Raw genomic sequence first — 14,791 nt, 5'->3', positions numbered from 1 at the left:
CGGCGATCCTCCCCCTCCAGGGAAGGATGAAGGCAGGTGCGCCTTCCGGGAAATGATTTCTGACCGCGCTTGCATTCGCGCAAGGATTGCGCTCCACTTCACCCTCCCCTGGAGGGGGAGGGTCGATTGCGCGCGCGAAGCGCAGCATCGCGGGTGCGATCGGGGTGGGGTGAAGCCACACAAATGGTCTCAACATCAATCCGCAGAGCTGCGCGCCAACACGACGCCGCATGAACGAATCCTGTGGCGCGCGCTGAGAGAGCTGCCAACGGACGGAACGCATTTTCGAAGGCAGGCACCGATTGGCCCTTACGTCGTCGATTTCTTCTGCCCGGCCAAGCGACTCATCGTCGAGTCGGACGGTGGACACCACAACGACGATGAAGTGGCGAAGCGCGATCGTGCGCGACAAGAGTGGCTGGAGCGGGAAGGATATCGCGTCGTCAGGTTCTGGAATTCGGAGGTCAGTGAGGATTTGAATGCCGTGCTCGAACGGATCTATGTCGAGCTCTATGGCGCTCGCGAAGCGGAAGCTGTGCCGCTGAAGCACTACCGACGGCGATAGACCACCACCCCACCCCGCTTCACATCGCTACTTGCGATGCGAAGCGACCCTCCCCCTCCAGGGGAGGGTAAGAAAAAGCCGGCCCCATCGGGACCGGCTTCTTCGTTTCAGAGATTGCGTCCAGCTCACATCGCCGGGACGTATTTGCCGTCCTTGACCGTCAGCAGGATGCGCGAACGGTCGTCGAGGCCGTAGCGATCCTTTTCGGTCCAGTTGTAGACGCCCTGGGTCGCGACGATCTCCTTCTCGGAGATGAAGGCCTTGCGGATCGCCTCGCGGAATTCCGGCGTGCCGGGCTTGGCGGTCTTCAGCGCCACCGGGATGATGCGCTTCATCACCTCGAAGGCATCGTACGAGTGGCCGGCGAACTGGCTGCGGCTGTTGGCGCCGTACTTGGCTTCATAGGCCGTGTTCAGCGCGAGGCCGGGCTTCTTGGTCAGCGCGCTGTCGGGCTGGGTTTCCGGCGACATGATCGGGCCGGCCGACATGATGACGCCTTCCGCGGCCGCACCGGCGATGCGGATGAAGTCCATGCTGGCGGCGCCGTGGGTCTGGTAGATCAGACCCTTGTAGCCGCGCTCGCGCAGCGCGGTCTGCGGCAGCGCCGCAGCGGTGCCGGAAGCACCGACCAAGATGGCGTCGGGATTGGCGGCGACGAGCTTCAGCACCTGGCCGGCGACCGAGGTATCCGGACGCGCGAAGCGCTCCTCGTCGGTCATGGTCAGGCCCATCGGCACGGCCTGCGCCTTGAAGTCGTTGACCCAGAGATCGCCGTAGGAATCCGAATAGCCGATATAGCCGACGGTCTTGATGTTGTGCGCCTTCATGTGCTCGTAGAGCACCTTGCCCATGATCGGAATCGACTGCGGCAGGTCGACCGACCACTTCATGCGCGCCTCGTTGATCGGGAACGGCGCGAGGCCGAAATGCGGGATGCCGGCCTCGTTGGCGACCGTCGACACCGCGATCGACGGCGGCGTGGTGCAGGAGCCCATGATGATGTCGGCCTTGGACTCGGTGACGAAGCGCCGCGCGTTGGTGGTCGCGGCCGTCGGATCGCCACCGTCGTCGAGCACGATCAGCTTCAGCGGTACGCCGCCGATCTCCTTCGGCACGAAATCGAGCGCATTGCGCTCGGGAATGCCGAGCGCCGCGGCGGGCCCCGTGGTCGAGATCGAGATGCCGATGGTGATTTCATTGGTCTGCGCCAGTGCGGGCGCGCCCGGCAGCGCGATGGCTGCTGCGAGCGCCGCGGCGAGAGTGGCCTTCCTCATTCATTCCTCCCTGCAGTTAAGTTTTTTGGGTTTAAACCGGTTTTGCGGGCCAATTCAGCCCCTTCTTTAGAGCATGATCCGGAAAAGTGGAAACCGGTTTTCCGAGAGGATCATGCTCCGAAAGTCGAGTCATGAGGGGGTGCGAGTCAGCACTTCATGAAGCGGTCAATGATCTCCTGCGGAAACGGCGCCGATTTCAGCTTGGCGGGATCGTCCGGGTGGCGGCCGACCAGCACCCTGGTCTCGAACGCCTCGATCGCCAACGCCTCGTCCTTGAACACGCGGTGCACCACCTCGAAGCTCGAGCGCTTGATGCTCTCGATCCGGCTCTCGATGGTAATCCAGTCGCCATGGGTCGACGGGATGTGAAATTTCGCCCGCGTGTCGACCATGGGAATGCCGACCAGGCCGTATTTGTGGACGAGGTCCTGCTTCGAGCAACCGGCGGCCTCGAACATGATCGAGGTCGAGTCGTCGAACATCGCGAAGTAGCGCGGGTAATAGACGATGTTGGCGGGGTCGCAATCGCCCCACTGGATCTGCACGTCGCGCCGATTGACGAACATGGTTTATCCTCGATCGAGCATGAGCGATCCGGAAGGGCGTTCGTGCTCTTCCGGATCATGCTTCAGCGCGGCGCCATCCGGAGCGCGGCATCGAGCCGCACCACTTCGCCGTTCAGATAGGGGTTGTCGATCATGTGCAGCGCCAGCGAGGCGAACTCGTCGGCCTGGCCGAGCCGGCGCGGGAACGGGATCGCGGCGGCGAGCGAATCCTGCGCTTCCTGCGGCAGGCCGGCCAGCAGGGGCGTCATGAACAGGCCGGGCGCGATGGTCAGAACGCGGATGCCGAATTGCGCGAGCTCGCGCGCGATCGGCAGCGTCATCGCGACGATGCCGCCCTTCGATGCCGAATAGGCCGCCTGCCCGATCTGGCCGTCATAGGCCGCGACCGAGGCCGTTGAGATCACGACGCCGCGCTCGCCGGTTGCGAGCGGCTCGAGCTTGGCCATGTCAGCGGTCGCAAGCCGCAGCATGTTGAACGAGCCGATCAGATTGACCTTGATCACCTTGTCGAAGTCGCCGAGCGCCATCGGCCCCTCGCGACCGATCACGCGTTTTGCCACCCCAATGCCGGCACAGTTCACCAGCACGCGCGCGGGGCCGTGCGCCTTGGCGGCGGCGGCCACCGCGGCCTCGGCCGCCGCAGCATCGGCGACGTCGCAGACGACGGGAATGCCGCCGATCTCCGCCGCGACGCTCTCGGCGAGCTTGGCGTTGAGGTCGCAGACCGCGACCTTGGCGCCCTGCGCGGCGAGACCGCGCGCGGTCGCAGCGCCCAATCCCGATGCGCCGCCGGTGACGATGGCGGCCTGGTCCTTCAACTGCATGGCTTTCTCCTGTTCGAGAACTAGACTGACGTGATCACCGATGCCGGCGGCACCGGCGCATAGAGCGCTTCGATGATGTCCGTGCGATGCTCCAGCACCGCGCGCTGGTTGATCGAGCCCTTGTCGGTGACCTCGCCGCGATCGATCGACAGCGGCGTATCGAGCAGGATCGCGCGCGCGATCCGGTTCGACGAGCCGGTGGCGCCGGCCAGCACGCGCGCGAAGCGCTCGCTGAAGGCCGCCCGCACCAGCGGATCATTGGCCGCGGCCGCGATATCGCCAGAGGCGAGCTGCGGATTGATCAGGCGGCAGCCATCGAGATCGAGGATCACGATCGCGGCGAGCTCGTCGCGGTTGAGCCCCGCGATCACGACGTCGCGCACCAGCGGCGCGCAGTTGCCGACGAAGCGCGCCCGCAACGGGCCGACGCTGACCCAGGTGCCGCTCGCCAGCTTGAAATCCTCTGCGATGCGGCCGTCGAAATCGAACCCGGCATCGAGATCACCAGCGTCGGCGGGCTTCAGCGCGTCGCCAAATTTGTAAAAGCCTTCCTCGTCGAACGCCTTGGCGGTCAGCTCGGGCTGCCGCCAATAGCCCGGGGTCACGTTCGGGCCCTTGGCGCGGACCTCGAGCTTGCCGTTGTTCGGAACGAGCTTCGCGTCATTGCCCGACACCGGAAGCCCGACATGGCCGGAGCGGCTGGTATCCGGGCGCACCGACATGAAGAACGGCGAAGTCTCGGTGGCGCCGAGGCCGGTCAGCATGGGCACGCGATAGCCCTTCTCCTGCACGGCGAGCGCATCGAGGCTGTTCCAGATGAACGGCGACAGCGCGGCGCCCGAGAAGAACATCGCATGCAGTCGGGCGAAGAATTTTGCCCGCAGACCGGCGTCATCGCGCAGATAGGGCAGCAGCGATTCATAGCCCTTGGGCACGTTGAAATAGACCGTCGGCGAGATCTCGCGCAGGTTTCGCACCGTCTCCTCGATGCCGCCGGGCATCGGCTTGCCCTCATCGAGATACATCGAGCCGCCGTTATAGAGCGTCAGCCCGACATTGTGGTTGCCGCCAAAGGTGTGATTCCACGGCAACCAGTCGACGATCACAGGCGGCTCATCCTTGAGGAACGCCAGCGTCTCGCGCAGCATCACCTGGTTGGCACAGATCATGCGCTGGGTATTGATGACGGCCTTGGGATTGCCGGTCGACCCCGACGTCAGCAGAAATTTCGCGATCGTGTTCGGACCGATTGCCGCATGGGTCGCATCGAGGCGCGGGTCTTCCGGCGTCGCCAGGAGACCGGCAAGGCGCGTCACCTCACGGCCGGGCACGGTGCCGCGGCTCGCGGCGATCTCGACATCGGGTCCGATATTGGCACGCAGTGCGTCGGCGAACTTGTCGGCATCGTCGACAAAGATGAGGCCCGGCGTCAGGAGCTTGATGACGAAGCTGAGCTTGCCATAGTCGCGCGACACCAGCGAATAGGCCGGCGACACCGGGCAGAACGGAACGCCGGCATAGAGCGCGCCGAGCCCCATCAGGGCATGATCGATCGAATTGCCCGACAGGATCACGATCGGCCGCTCGGCCGACAATCCGCGCGCGATCAATGCGGAGGCGATGCGCCTGATAGCCTCGAGCAGTTGCGCGTAGGTGATTTGCCGCCAGCCGCCACCGGCGGCGCGCTCGGCCATGAACACGCGGTTCGGCCCGGCCTTTACCCAGTGGTGCAGGCGATCGGTGAGGCGAACCGGAAAATCGGCGAGGCTAAGCTTCGGTCGGAGATAGATGGTGCCGTCGTCGCGGCGCTCGACGGTAACGTCGGGATTACCGAACGAGATCGGGCGCAGCGGATGCGCGCTCGCAGTGTTCGCAGACGGCGCGGCGCTCATGTCGGCTTTACCTTGGCGGTCTTGCGATCAAGAAACGCGCGGATGCGCTTCTTGGCTTCCTTGTCGCTCTGCGCCACCGTCGCCATCAGCGATTCCATCAACAGGCCGGTCTGCGGATTGGCCTCGGCGATCATCGGCAGCGCCTGCAACACGGCGAAGTTGGTCAGCGGCGCATTGGCGGCGACGCGCTCGGCAAGCTCCAGCGCTTTCGGCAGCGCGCCGTCGGCCTCGGTGAGGTATTGCGAGAAGCCGTAGGCGGCGCCCTCGGTCGCCGAATAGACCCGCCCGGTCAGCATCATGTCCGCCATCCTGGGCACGCCGATCAGGCGCGGCAGCCGCACCGATCCGCCGCCGCCGACGAAGATGCCGCGCTGGCCCTCGGGCAGCGCGAAATAGGCCGACGGCTCGGCGACGCGGATATGCGCGGCGCAAGCCAGCTCCAGTCCGCCGCCGATCACCGCGCCCTTCAGTGCGGCGATGACAGGCACGCGGCAATACTGGATGCGGTCGAACACGCGGTGCCACATCTGGGAATGCACCAGGCCCTCGGTGGCGTCGCGCTCGGTCAGTTCGGAGAGGTCGAGGCCGGACGAGAAGTGATCGCCGATGCCATGGATGACGACGGCGCCGACCGCATCCGGTATCGCGGAGAAGCAATCCCGCAGCGCCAGGATGATGCCGTCGTTCAGCGCATTGCGCTTGGCGGGACGGTTCAGCCCGACCGTCAGCACCGTCCCTCGCGTCTCGATCCTGAGCAGCGAAGCGTCTCCCTCGCCGGCAGCGTTTCCCATGGCGTTATTGTTTCCCGTTCAGAATAGTTATGCTTTATAACAATTAGCGGGAGAGTCAATATGGGCGCGGACGGCTGGTGGCCATCGCCCCTTCGAGACGGCCGCTGCGCGGCCTCCTCAGGGTGACGGTGATGGAGTTGATACGCGCGGCTCCCTCCACCCGTCGTCCCTGCGAAAAGCGGGGACCCATAACCACAAACGGTTATTGCTGCGCGACGGCGGAACGACGAGTCCCGTTCACGGCACAGACCGCGGAGTATGGGTCCTGCTTCGCAGGGACGACACCGAATGTGTGGCGGATCCCGGCGGGTGAGACGGCAAGTGTGCGAAGCTACAGCACCTGATGCACGTCGATCACGACGCGGTCGGCGTGGCGGGCGGCGGAGCCGACGAAGATGTGCTGCATCAGCCAGCGGTAGTTTTCGGCGCCGGTTTCGAATTTCGGCACGGTGCGGAAATAGATCAGCTTCGGGTCGACCGGCTCGCCGCGCTTCAGCTTCTGCAACAGCTCGACCGGCCCGAAGCGGATGCCCTTGTTCTCGACATAGACGACGGCGCCGTCGTCGGTCTCGAACGCATATTTCGCCTCCAGCTCGATCAGCTCATTGGGCCGGATGATCTGGAAGTCCGCACCGAACGCCAGCACCTTGCCGTTGACCTTCTCGCCCTTCACCTCGCCGCCGATGATCGGAATGATGCGGCGGACGCCGGTGCCGATGTCGCCGGCGGACGTCACCTCCGCGATCCGGGCGGTGATGGTGAAGACGTATCTGGTCTCAAGCTCGGGATTCATAGGCCTAACCAATCATGCGCTGCGGCAGCCAGGTCGCAAGCAGCGGGAACAGGATCAGGATCACCAGCCGGATCAGGTCGGTGATGACGAACGGCAGCACCCCGACAAAGATCGTCGACATGTTGACGTCCTTGATGACGCTCTTGATCACGAACACGTTCATACCGACCGGCGGATGGATCAGGCCGAGCTCGACCGTCATGACGATGATGATGCCGAACCAGATCGGATCGAAGCCGAGCGCGGTCACCACCGGAAACACGATCGGGACGGTGAGGATCACCATCGCCATCGCGTCCATCAGGCAGCCGAGCACCAGATACATCAGGAGGATCAGCGCCAGCACGCCATAGGGGCCGATGCCAAGCCCGGTGAGGAATTCGGTGACGTGCTGCGGCGTCTGGGTGATGGTGAGGAAATAGCCGAAGCAGAGCGCGCCGATCAGCACCGTGAACACGGCGGCCGCGGTGCGCGTCGCCTGCAGCAGCGATTGCAGGATGCCGTCCCTGGTCAGCTTGCCGCGGAGGATACCGATGATGAAGGCGCCCACCGCGCCGACCGCGCCGGCTTCGGTCGGGACAAAGAAGCCGCCATAGAGCCCGCCGATCACGAACAGGAACAGCAGCAGCGGCGACCAGACGTCGCGCAGCGCAACGAAGCGCTCGTGCCACGACGCCTTCTTTCCCGCCGGCAGGAAAGCGGGCCGCGTCACGCCGATGATGCCGATCGTGATCATATGCATCAGGATCGCGAGCAGGCCCGGCACCACGCCCGCGATGAACAGCTTGCCGATGTCCTGCTGGGTGATGATGCCGTAGACCGCGAGCACGGTGGACGGCGGCAGCATCGCTCCGAGCGTGCCGCCGACCGCGATCACGCCGGCGGCGAAGGATTGCGGATAGCCGAAGCGACGCATCTCGGGATAGGCGACGGCCGAGAAGGTCGCGGCGGTCGCGACCGACGAGCCGGAGATCGCGGCAAAGCCGCCGCAGGCGGCGATCGTCGCAATGCCGAGCCCGCCCTTCCAATGGCCGACGAAGGTGTTGGCGGCGCGGAACAGCTCGCGGCTGATGCCCGAGACGGACACGAAGGCGCCCATCAACAGGAACATCGGGATCACGCCGAAGGAATAATCCGTCACCGTACGCATCGTGGTCTGGCCGACCAGCTTGAGCGCCGGCGCGAAGCCGGTGAGATAGCCAAAGCCGGTGATGCCGACGAGGCCCATCGCCATGCCGACGGGGACACGGAGCAGCATCAGCACGAACAGGCTGACAAAGCCGATGACGGCGACGGTCTCGGGACTGAGGTCGAGACTCATGGCCGTCTACTCCGCGGTCTTGATCTTGGCATCATGGATATCTTCCGGATGGAAGATCAGGCGGTAGGTGCGGATCGCGATCAGCAGCACCGCGGAGACGTCGCCGATCCACGACACCAGGAAGAACGGCCAGACCGGCACGCCGAGATCCATGGTGACGATATGGCTGTTCCTGGTGTCGATCACCTTGTCGACCAGCGTGTAGGTCTGCACGCTCACCACGAACAGCAGCACCAGCGTCGCGAAGATGTCGATCCAGCGCTGGTAGCGCGGCGAGGCATTGGCCCAGACCAGATCCACGGTAATGTGGGTACCGCGATAGCTCGTCGCCGCAATTCCCCAGAAGATCAGGATGCCGAGCAGGAACTGGCCGAAATTGTAGTAGTCGGGGATCGTCACCGCGAAGAATTTGCGCATGAACACCGCGGTGAAGGTGTTGAGCGCGACGACGCCAACGAAGAAGGCCGCGACCCATTCGATCGAATCGATGAAGCGATCCATGAAATTCTTGCGCGCCGGCTCGGGTGGGCCGGTGATCGCGCCGTCTTGGGAAACTTCGGCAGATTGCGTCATGCGTTGCTTCGATGAGCTCCCTCTCCCCCGCTCTTGCGGGGAGAGGGTTGGGGTGAGGGGCTGCTTCCACGAGTCGTGAATGCGGTGAGACCTGTACCCCCTCACCCGGATCGCATCTGGCGATGCGATCCGACCTCTCCCCGCAATCGGGGAGAGGTGAAGGGGAGCGGGATCAGATCCCCGCCTCGAACTTCTTCAGCGTGGCCTGCAGATCGGCATCGATCTTTGCCGCATCGCCGCCGGCCTTTTTCACCGCCTCGGCCCAGCTGTCGCGCAGCGGCTTGACTGCCTTCTTCCACTCGGCGAGCTGATCCGAAGTCAGCGGATAGACCTCGTGGCCTTCCAGCGCCTTCATCTTGGTGCGACCATTGGCTTCGAAATCGGTCCAGGGGTCGGTGACCTTGGAGGCCCATTCCGGCGTGCAGTGATCGTCGATCACCTTCTTCTGGGCAGCCGACATCGAATTATATTTGGCGAGGTTCATGTTGTAGGTGAACACCGTCGAATAGAGCGGCACGTCCATGTGGTACTTCACCACCTTGTCGATGCCGAACAGGAAGATCGAGCCCCAGGGGAAGGTGATCTCGTCGGCCACGCCGCGCTCGATCGCGTCGCGCGATTCCGGCGCGGAGGCCTGCACATTGGTGCCGCCGAACATCTTCACCATCTCGCCGATGGTGCTCTGCGCGGGACGCACCTTGACGCCGGAGAGGTCGCTCGGCAGCACGATCTTCTTCTTGCCGTGCAGCGCGCCCGGATCGTGGATGAAGGCGAAGCACAGCTTGGTGTCCTTCATCTCGGTCGGCGCATATTTGTGATACCACTCGTTCAGCGCCAGCGTGCCCTTCTTGCCGTCGGAGAAGGTGAACGGAAGCTGGCCTGCGGCCGCGATCGGGAAACGGCCGGGCTGATAGCCAGGATTGACATAGGTGACGTCGGCGATGCCGTCGCGCGCCATGTCGTAATGGTCGAACGCCTTGCCGAGTTGCTCGGACGGAAACACGGTGACCTTGATGGTGCCGCCCGATGCCTTCTCGATGTCGGCGGCCCAGGCCTGGGTCGCGGGCACCAGCGGATGCGCCGGCGGCACCCATAGCGACACCTTGAGATTGACGGTCTTGTCCTGCGCGACGGCAGGTCCCGCGGCCGGCACGATGGCGGCGGCCATCAACACCGCCAACATTGTCTTCCTCATCACGTCTCCTCCTCTCCAGGACGGGCTTCGTGCCCGGCTCATTACTTAACATGTTATCTAATTCGCGCGGATATTCAAGATGAAATCCGGCGGGCGGACGCCTCGTCGCACCCTCCGCCCGGTCCCGCGCCACCGCATCTTGCGCTGCGGCGAACGCGCGGGTCCCGCGCAAATCCGCCTTGCCAAAATCGTTATATGATATAGTTGCCTTGGCAAGTTGCCGGCGCGGGCACCGGCTAAAAGCCTATCCGATCGGGAGGACAAGGTATTGCGGACAAAAGTAGCAATCATTGGTGCAGGTCCGGCCGGACTGTTGCTTGGGCAACTACTTCATACTTTCGGCGTAGACAACATCATTCTTGAGCGGCAGACCCCGGACTATGTGCTGGGGCGGATTCGCGCCGGGCTGCTCGAGGAAGGCACCGTGTCGCTGCTCGAGAGCGTCGGCGCCGCTGCCCGGCTGCACCAGGAGGGCCTCGTCCATCACGGTCTCGAACTGGCGTTCGGCGGCGCACGGCACCGCATCGACCTGCATGGTTCGACCGGCAAGACCGTGACCATCTACGGCCAGACCGAGGTCACGCTCGACCTGATGAATGCCCGCAAGGCGGCCGGCCTGACCTCGATCTACTCGGCGGCCGACGTCAAGCCGCTTGATTTCGATACCGATCATCCGCGCGTCAGCTACGTCAAGGACGGCGTCACCCACGAGATCGCCTGCGACTTCATCGCCGGCTGCGACGGCTTCCACGGCATCAGCCGCGCCAGCATGCCGGCGTCGGCGATCACCAGCTACGAACGGGTGTATCCGTTCGGCTGGCTCGGCATCCTCTCGGAGACGCCGCCGGTCTCGCCGGAGCTGATCTACAACAACCACGAGCGCGGCTTTGCGCTGTGCACGATGCGCTCGTCCCACCGCAGCCGCTATTACGTGCAGTGCCCGCTCGACGATCATGTCGACCAATGGTCGGACGAGCGGTTCTGGGATGAATTGAAGCGGCGCCTCGACCAGAAGGCCGCCGACGAGATCGTCACCGGCCCCTCGATCGAAAAGAGCATCGCGCCGCTGCGCAGCTTCGTCGCCGAGCCGATGCGGTTCGGCCGCATGTTTCTGGCGGGCGACGCCTCGCACATCGTGCCGCCGACCGGTGCCAAGGGCCTCAACCTTGCCGCCAGCGACGTGCATTATCTGTCGCAGGCGCTGCGCGAATACTACGACGAGAAATCCTCCGCCGGCATCGATGCCTATTCGGGACGCGCGCTGGCGCGGGTCTGGAAGGCGGTGCGCTTCTCCTGGTGGATGACCTCGATGCTGCACAAATTCCCCGACGAGGGCGAATTCGCCGCGCGCATCCAGATCGCCGAGCTCGACTACCTCGTCAGCTCGAAGGCGGCCTCGACCTCGCTGGCGGAGAATTATGTGGGGCTGCCGTTCTAGATAAGTCGCGGATGCTTTTGTCGAGCAGCATCCTCTTCGCAATCTCCGTCGTCATACCCCGCGCATGCGGGGTATCCAGTACGCCGCGGCTTCTCGATTCATGCGGTGCGGTCTCTGGAATACTGGATCACCCGCTTTCGCGGGTGATGACGAGCCGGGCCGCTTCAAACAGCCGTGCAAATCCCGTTTAAAACTTTGTAGGCGGTGAAACCGTCATCGACATCGCGTTCAATGGCGTCAACCCAACGTCATATGCGAGCTTCAGATGACCACCGATACGCAAGTCGTGCCCGACAATCCCCAAGACGTCCCTCAAGGCTTCGAGCCGCTGTTCCGCAAGAGCCCGCTCACCGAGCCCTGGGAGCCGCTTTACCAGAAGAAGACCGAGCGTGCCGTCATCATCGGCCTGCGGCTGGCGAGGCCGCATACCAACGGCCGCGGCCTGATCCATGGCGGCCTGATCGCAGCCCTTGCCGACAACGCGATGGGCTATAGCTGCGGCCAGGCGACCGGCTGGACCACCTCGTTCGTGACGATCTCGCTCGCGGTCGATTTCGTAGGCTCCGCCAATGTCGGGCAATGGCTCGCGATCGAGAGCGACGTGATCAAGACCGGCAGCACGATCTGCTTCGCGCAGAGCCTGATCAAGGCCGACGGGGTGACCATCGCGCGCGCCAACGGCACCTTCCGCGTGGTGCCGAAGAAGCCGCCGGTGAGCTAGTCGAAATACCAGTCGGTGACCTCGGTCACGAGATCGATGAAGGTCCGCACCTTGGCCGACAACAGCCGCGTCGTCGGATAGACGACGTGGATCGGCACAGCCGGCTGCTCGAACTCGGCGAGCACGATCTGGAGCCGCCGCGCCTTCAGCGATTCGGCCGCCTGGTAGGCCATCACCCGGGTCAGTCCGCCGTCCTGCTCGGCGTACTGGATGGCGGCGTCCGAGCTGTTGCTGGTGAAGCGCGGCGTAGGGGTGATGCGGACTTCGCGGCCATCCTCCATGAAGCGCCAATCCGGCGTCGCGGTCATGGCGCCGAACTGGATCGTGTCGTGGGCGGTGAGGTCCGCCGGCCGGTTCGGCCTGCCGCGAAGCTTGAGATAGCCGGCCGACGCCACCACGATGCGGCGCATCCGGCCGACATGCCGCGCCACCAGCGTCGAATCCGGCAGGTGCCCGAGCCTGACCGCGAGGTCGACGCCGTCCTCGACCAGATTGATCCTGCGGTCCGACAGCCGCAGGTCAACGCCGACGCCGGGATAGCGCTTCAGATAGGTGCTCACCACCGGGCTGACATGGAGCCGCCCGAAGCCGAACGGTGCCGAGATCACCAGCCGCCCCCCGGGGCGGGTGCGCTCGTTCTCCACCGCGTCCTCGGCCTCCTCGACATCGGCGAGGATCCGGCGCGCCCGCTCCAGATAGCGCGAGCCGGCGTCCGTCAGCGTCACCTGCCGCGTGGTCCGCTGCAGCAGCCGCGCGCCGAGCCGCTCCTCCAGCGCCGCGATCAGCCGCGTGATGGCGGACGGCGACAGGCCGAGCTTGCGGGCGGCGGGGGCGAACCCCTCGAGGTCCGCCACCGCGACGAAGGCCTGCATGGCGTCGATCCGGTCCATGGCACTATTGCATAATCGGCAACAGTGAAGTGTCAATGCACAAGATTGCTTACGATCTTGGAATGTCCATCTTTAAGCGGCGAGGACAACCACTCAGGCGCCCGTCACGGGAGGCTCCGATGTCAGATGGTCACAGCTATGCGAGCGACGTCGCATTCAGTCCGGCGGTGAAGGCGATCCAGACCCGCAAGGGCTCACGCGCCACCTACGCCGAAGTCGAGGCACATGGCGGCTGGCGCAGCGAGATCGACGAGAACCTCGCCGGCTTCCTCGGCGAGGTGAACAGCTTCTATCTCGCGACCGCCTCGGCCGACGGCCAGCCCTACATCCAGCATCGCGGCGGACCGAAGGGTTTTATCAAGGTGCTCGACAAGCACACCATCGCGTTCGCCGACTACAGCGGCAATCGCCAGTTCATCACCCAGGGCAATCTCTCGGAGAATGCCAAGGCCTATATCTTCGTCATGGATTACGCGCACCGCCGCCGCGTCAAGCTGTGGGGCGAGGCGAAGGTGGTGGAGGACGATCCGGCGCTGACCCGCACGCTGATGCCGCAGGGCTACCGGGCGCGGCCCGAGCAGGTGATCCTGTTCAAGGTCACGGCGTGGGACACCAACTGCCCGCAGCACATTCCGCAAAAGTTCGACGCGGCCGATGTGGCGGCAGCGCTGGCCTCGCGCGACCAGCGCATCGCCGAGCTCGAGGCGGAGCTGGCCGCATTGAAGGGCCAGCCCGCTCCTGCCGCGCCGGCTTAGGCATGATCCGGAAAAGTGCGAAGCGGTTTTCCGAAAGGATCATGCCCCGAACTAAACCTAAAGCGCGATCGCGCTTTAGGCCGCCTGCTGCTGCAGCGGCGCCCAGGCGAATTCCGGATAGTATTGCCGCATCATCCGGCCGACATAGGCGGTGAGATTGTCGAACTTCTCGGTGCGCTCGCGCAGCGGCGAATCGAAGAACGGGGTGAGGATTCCCGCCAGCGCGCCGAACGCGGTGGCATCGGTGCCGCACGGCGCATCGCCCATCAGATACGGCTTGTCGCCGAGTTGCACAGACAGCGCGAACAGCGAGCGGATCGCGAGATCGACGTCTTCGTCCGGTCCGTGACGGCCAAGCCCGCTCAGCAGATAGTTCTCGGCAACGCGGAACTGGGCGTCCTCGCGCATCTTGTCGCGCATATGGTCGGGCGCGCCGTCGAAGAAATGCGCGGGCCCCTTGGCGAAATTGGTGTCGTCGACCCAGCGCGCGCCGACCAGCGCCCAGTAGACGTGATGCTCGATCATGCGCTCGAAGGCCCAGGCCTGGGCGCGCGCCTGCAGGCTGAGCGGCGCGTCGAAATCGAAGCCGTATTTGCCCTCGATATGGGCGCGGATGAAGGTCGAATCGGCGATCGTCTCGCCGTCGTCGACGATGAACGGCAGCTGGCCCTTGGGAGAGGCCGGCGGCATCGCCTTCTCCTTGCGATAGTCGAGCCCGGCCATCTTGAGCTGGACCTCGGTTTTGGTCACGAAGGGGCTGATTTCCGGCAAGCCGAAGCCCGTGCCAAAGCCAAAAAGCGTAATCATGTGAAGCTCCCGATCGCCTGTGGTCGTGAATTGAAGCTAGCCGTCCCCTGCTGCCAGCATGGTGTCAGCAGTAGTGGCATTCACTGTCGAACGGGCCGGCGGGTGCGAGGCGGCGAACCGCCCCGCGAACGCGCTTGACCAGCCGTGCCCGCCCGTAGGACCAGACCGTGCTGATCGACTGTGCGATCAGCGCGACCAGGGCCCAGCGCAGGTCGCCGGAGGTGGAGTAGACCGTGACCAGCTGTTCCAGCGCAAAGCCTTGCGCCTGCCGGAAACCGAGTTCGTCAAGATTCGTCATGGACAAATTCCCTTCACTTGAGGTGTTGTCCTGATATAGCCCCCACCTGCTGCCAACATGCTGTCAGCAGCAGCCGGACGGGACCCAG

Annotated in this window: 16 protein-coding genes; 4 read left to right on the top strand and 12 right to left on the bottom strand. The window is 64.5% G+C overall.

The genetic code is table 11. From position 1 onward, the window contains the following. Window positions 1-169 precede the first annotated feature (169 nt). Entirely contained in the window at window positions 170-565 is a 396-nt protein-coding gene (locus ACVMB1_RS37110) for an endonuclease domain-containing protein (protein ID WP_141342403.1), read from the top strand. 125 nt (window positions 566-690) lie between these two features. On the opposite strand, the gene ACVMB1_RS37105 is transcribed toward ACVMB1_RS37110, so the two are convergent. From ACVMB1_RS37105 to ACVMB1_RS37065, 9 genes are all read right to left on the bottom strand, one after another. Continuing rightward, complete coding sequence (locus ACVMB1_RS37105) at window positions 691-1,839, bottom strand: ABC transporter substrate-binding protein (protein ID WP_076832497.1); 1,149 nt, start codon at window positions 1,837-1,839, stop codon at window positions 691-693. Window positions 1,840-1,985: 146 nt separating this feature from the next. Next, entirely contained in the window at window positions 1,986-2,405 is a 420-nt protein-coding gene (locus ACVMB1_RS37100; protein ID WP_057016002.1) for an acyl-CoA thioesterase, read from the bottom strand. 62 nt (window positions 2,406-2,467) lie between these two features. Further along, window positions 2,468-3,229: an SDR family NAD(P)-dependent oxidoreductase gene (locus ACVMB1_RS37095; protein WP_057016001.1), complete on the bottom strand. Its 762-nt coding sequence runs from the start codon at window positions 3,227-3,229 to the stop codon at window positions 2,468-2,470. A gap of 20 nt (window positions 3,230-3,249) precedes the next feature. Continuing rightward, window positions 3,250-5,121, bottom strand: coding sequence for a feruloyl-CoA synthase (locus ACVMB1_RS37090; RefSeq protein ID WP_076832499.1), 1,872 nt, complete (start codon window positions 5,119-5,121; stop codon window positions 3,250-3,252). After that, the gene (locus tag ACVMB1_RS37085) at window positions 5,118-5,912 is read right to left on the bottom strand and encodes a crotonase/enoyl-CoA hydratase family protein (protein WP_076832502.1); all 795 of its coding nucleotides are present in this window, start codon (window positions 5,910-5,912) and stop codon (window positions 5,118-5,120) included. The genes ACVMB1_RS37090 and ACVMB1_RS37085 overlap by 4 nt, the downstream gene beginning before the upstream one ends. Window positions 5,913-6,243: 331 nt before the next feature. Further along, the gene (locus ACVMB1_RS37080; RefSeq protein ID WP_076832505.1) at window positions 6,244-6,705 is read right to left on the bottom strand and encodes a DUF3237 domain-containing protein; all 462 of its coding nucleotides are present in this window, start codon (window positions 6,703-6,705) and stop codon (window positions 6,244-6,246) included. 4 nt (window positions 6,706-6,709) lie between these two features. Next, entirely contained in the window at window positions 6,710-8,026 is a 1,317-nt protein-coding gene (locus ACVMB1_RS37075) for a TRAP transporter large permease (RefSeq protein ID WP_057015997.1), read from the bottom strand. A 6-nt stretch (window positions 8,027-8,032) separates the two neighbouring features. After that, window positions 8,033-8,599: a TRAP transporter small permease gene (locus ACVMB1_RS37070; RefSeq protein WP_057015996.1), complete on the bottom strand. Its 567-nt coding sequence runs from the start codon at window positions 8,597-8,599 to the stop codon at window positions 8,033-8,035. Window positions 8,600-8,771: 172 nt separating this feature from the next. Beyond that, window positions 8,772-9,794 carry a TRAP transporter substrate-binding protein gene (locus ACVMB1_RS37065; protein WP_076832508.1) on the bottom strand — a complete coding sequence of 341 codons (1,023 nt, stop codon included), beginning with the start codon at window positions 9,792-9,794 and terminating at the stop codon, window positions 8,772-8,774. 268 nt (window positions 9,795-10,062) lie between these two features. Here ACVMB1_RS37065 and pobA point away from each other — a divergent pair, with 268 nt between their 5' ends. Together pobA and ACVMB1_RS37055 are read left to right on the top strand one after the other, a co-directional pair. Then, window positions 10,063-11,232: a 4-hydroxybenzoate 3-monooxygenase gene (gene pobA / locus ACVMB1_RS37060; RefSeq protein ID WP_057015994.1), complete on the top strand. Its 1,170-nt coding sequence runs from the start codon at window positions 10,063-10,065 to the stop codon at window positions 11,230-11,232. 265 nt (window positions 11,233-11,497) lie between these two features. Continuing rightward, window positions 11,498-11,953 (top strand): PaaI family thioesterase, encoded by a 456-nt coding sequence (locus ACVMB1_RS37055; RefSeq protein WP_076832511.1) that lies wholly within the window; start codon window positions 11,498-11,500, stop codon window positions 11,951-11,953. Here the strand turns inward: ACVMB1_RS37055 and ACVMB1_RS37050 are convergent. Next, window positions 11,950-12,843, bottom strand: a complete 894-nt coding sequence (locus tag ACVMB1_RS37050) for a LysR family transcriptional regulator (protein WP_076832514.1) — start codon at window positions 12,841-12,843, stop codon at window positions 11,950-11,952. The two genes, ACVMB1_RS37055 and ACVMB1_RS37050, sit on opposite strands and share 4 nt — an antisense overlap. 119 nt (window positions 12,844-12,962) lie before the next feature. Between ACVMB1_RS37050 and ACVMB1_RS37045 the strand changes: the two genes are divergently transcribed. Next, window positions 12,963-13,598, top strand: coding sequence for a pyridoxamine 5'-phosphate oxidase family protein (locus tag ACVMB1_RS37045; protein ID WP_057015991.1), 636 nt, complete (start codon window positions 12,963-12,965; stop codon window positions 13,596-13,598). 75 nt (window positions 13,599-13,673) lie between these two features. Here the strand turns inward: ACVMB1_RS37045 and ACVMB1_RS37040 are convergent, their stop codons facing one another. Both ACVMB1_RS37040 and ACVMB1_RS37035 read right to left on the bottom strand, forming a co-directional pair. Then, a complete protein-coding gene (locus ACVMB1_RS37040; RefSeq protein WP_057015990.1) occupies window positions 13,674-14,405 on the bottom strand; it encodes a glutathione S-transferase family protein in 732 nt (243 codons plus the stop codon). Window positions 14,406-14,469: 64 nt separating this feature from the next. Next, window positions 14,470-14,703, bottom strand: a complete 234-nt coding sequence (locus tag ACVMB1_RS37035) for a hypothetical protein (protein ID WP_057015989.1) — start codon at window positions 14,701-14,703, stop codon at window positions 14,470-14,472. Window positions 14,704-14,791 lie beyond the last annotated feature (88 nt).

This window comes from Bradyrhizobium sp. USDA 4504 (genome assembly GCF_054063995.1).
Note: the sequence above shows the minus strand (reverse complement) of the source record. Positions and strands in the feature narration are given on the sequence as shown.

What these genes read in the sequence shown, in the direction of transcription:
- ACVMB1_RS37090 (WP_076832499.1), bottom strand. Translation starts at nt 5,121, where the DNA reads ATGAGCGCCGCGCCGTCTGCGAACACTGCGAGCGCGCATCCGCTGCGC.
- ACVMB1_RS37100 (WP_057016002.1), bottom strand. Translation starts at nt 2,405, where the DNA reads ATGTTCGTCAATCGGCGCGACGTGCAGATCCAGTGGGGCGATTGCGAC.
- ACVMB1_RS37085 (WP_076832502.1), bottom strand. Translation starts at nt 5,912, where the DNA reads ATGGGAAACGCTGCCGGCGAGGGAGACGCTTCGCTGCTCAGGATCGAG.
- ACVMB1_RS37040 (WP_057015990.1), bottom strand. Translation starts at nt 14,405, where the DNA reads ATGATTACGCTTTTTGGCTTTGGCACGGGCTTCGGCTTGCCGGAAATC.
- ACVMB1_RS37050 (WP_076832514.1), bottom strand. Translation starts at nt 12,843, where the DNA reads ATGGACCGGATCGACGCCATGCAGGCCTTCGTCGCGGTGGCGGACCTC.
- ACVMB1_RS37070 (WP_057015996.1), bottom strand. Translation starts at nt 8,599, where the DNA reads ATGACGCAATCTGCCGAAGTTTCCCAAGACGGCGCGATCACCGGCCCA.
- ACVMB1_RS37080 (WP_076832505.1), bottom strand. Translation starts at nt 6,705, where the DNA reads ATGAATCCCGAGCTTGAGACCAGATACGTCTTCACCATCACCGCCCGG.
- ACVMB1_RS37105 (WP_076832497.1), bottom strand. Translation starts at nt 1,839, where the DNA reads ATGAGGAAGGCCACTCTCGCCGCGGCGCTCGCAGCAGCCATCGCGCTG.
- ACVMB1_RS37075 (WP_057015997.1), bottom strand. Translation starts at nt 8,026, where the DNA reads ATGAGTCTCGACCTCAGTCCCGAGACCGTCGCCGTCATCGGCTTTGTC.
- ACVMB1_RS37045 (WP_057015991.1), top strand. Translation starts at nt 12,963, where the DNA reads ATGTCAGATGGTCACAGCTATGCGAGCGACGTCGCATTCAGTCCGGCG.
- ACVMB1_RS37055 (WP_076832511.1), top strand. Translation starts at nt 11,498, where the DNA reads ATGACCACCGATACGCAAGTCGTGCCCGACAATCCCCAAGACGTCCCT.
- ACVMB1_RS37035 (WP_057015989.1), bottom strand. Translation starts at nt 14,703, where the DNA reads ATGACGAATCTTGACGAACTCGGTTTCCGGCAGGCGCAAGGCTTTGCG.
- ACVMB1_RS37065 (WP_076832508.1), bottom strand. Translation starts at nt 9,794, where the DNA reads ATGAGGAAGACAATGTTGGCGGTGTTGATGGCCGCCGCCATCGTGCCG.
- ACVMB1_RS37095 (WP_057016001.1), bottom strand. Translation starts at nt 3,229, where the DNA reads ATGCAGTTGAAGGACCAGGCCGCCATCGTCACCGGCGGCGCATCGGGA.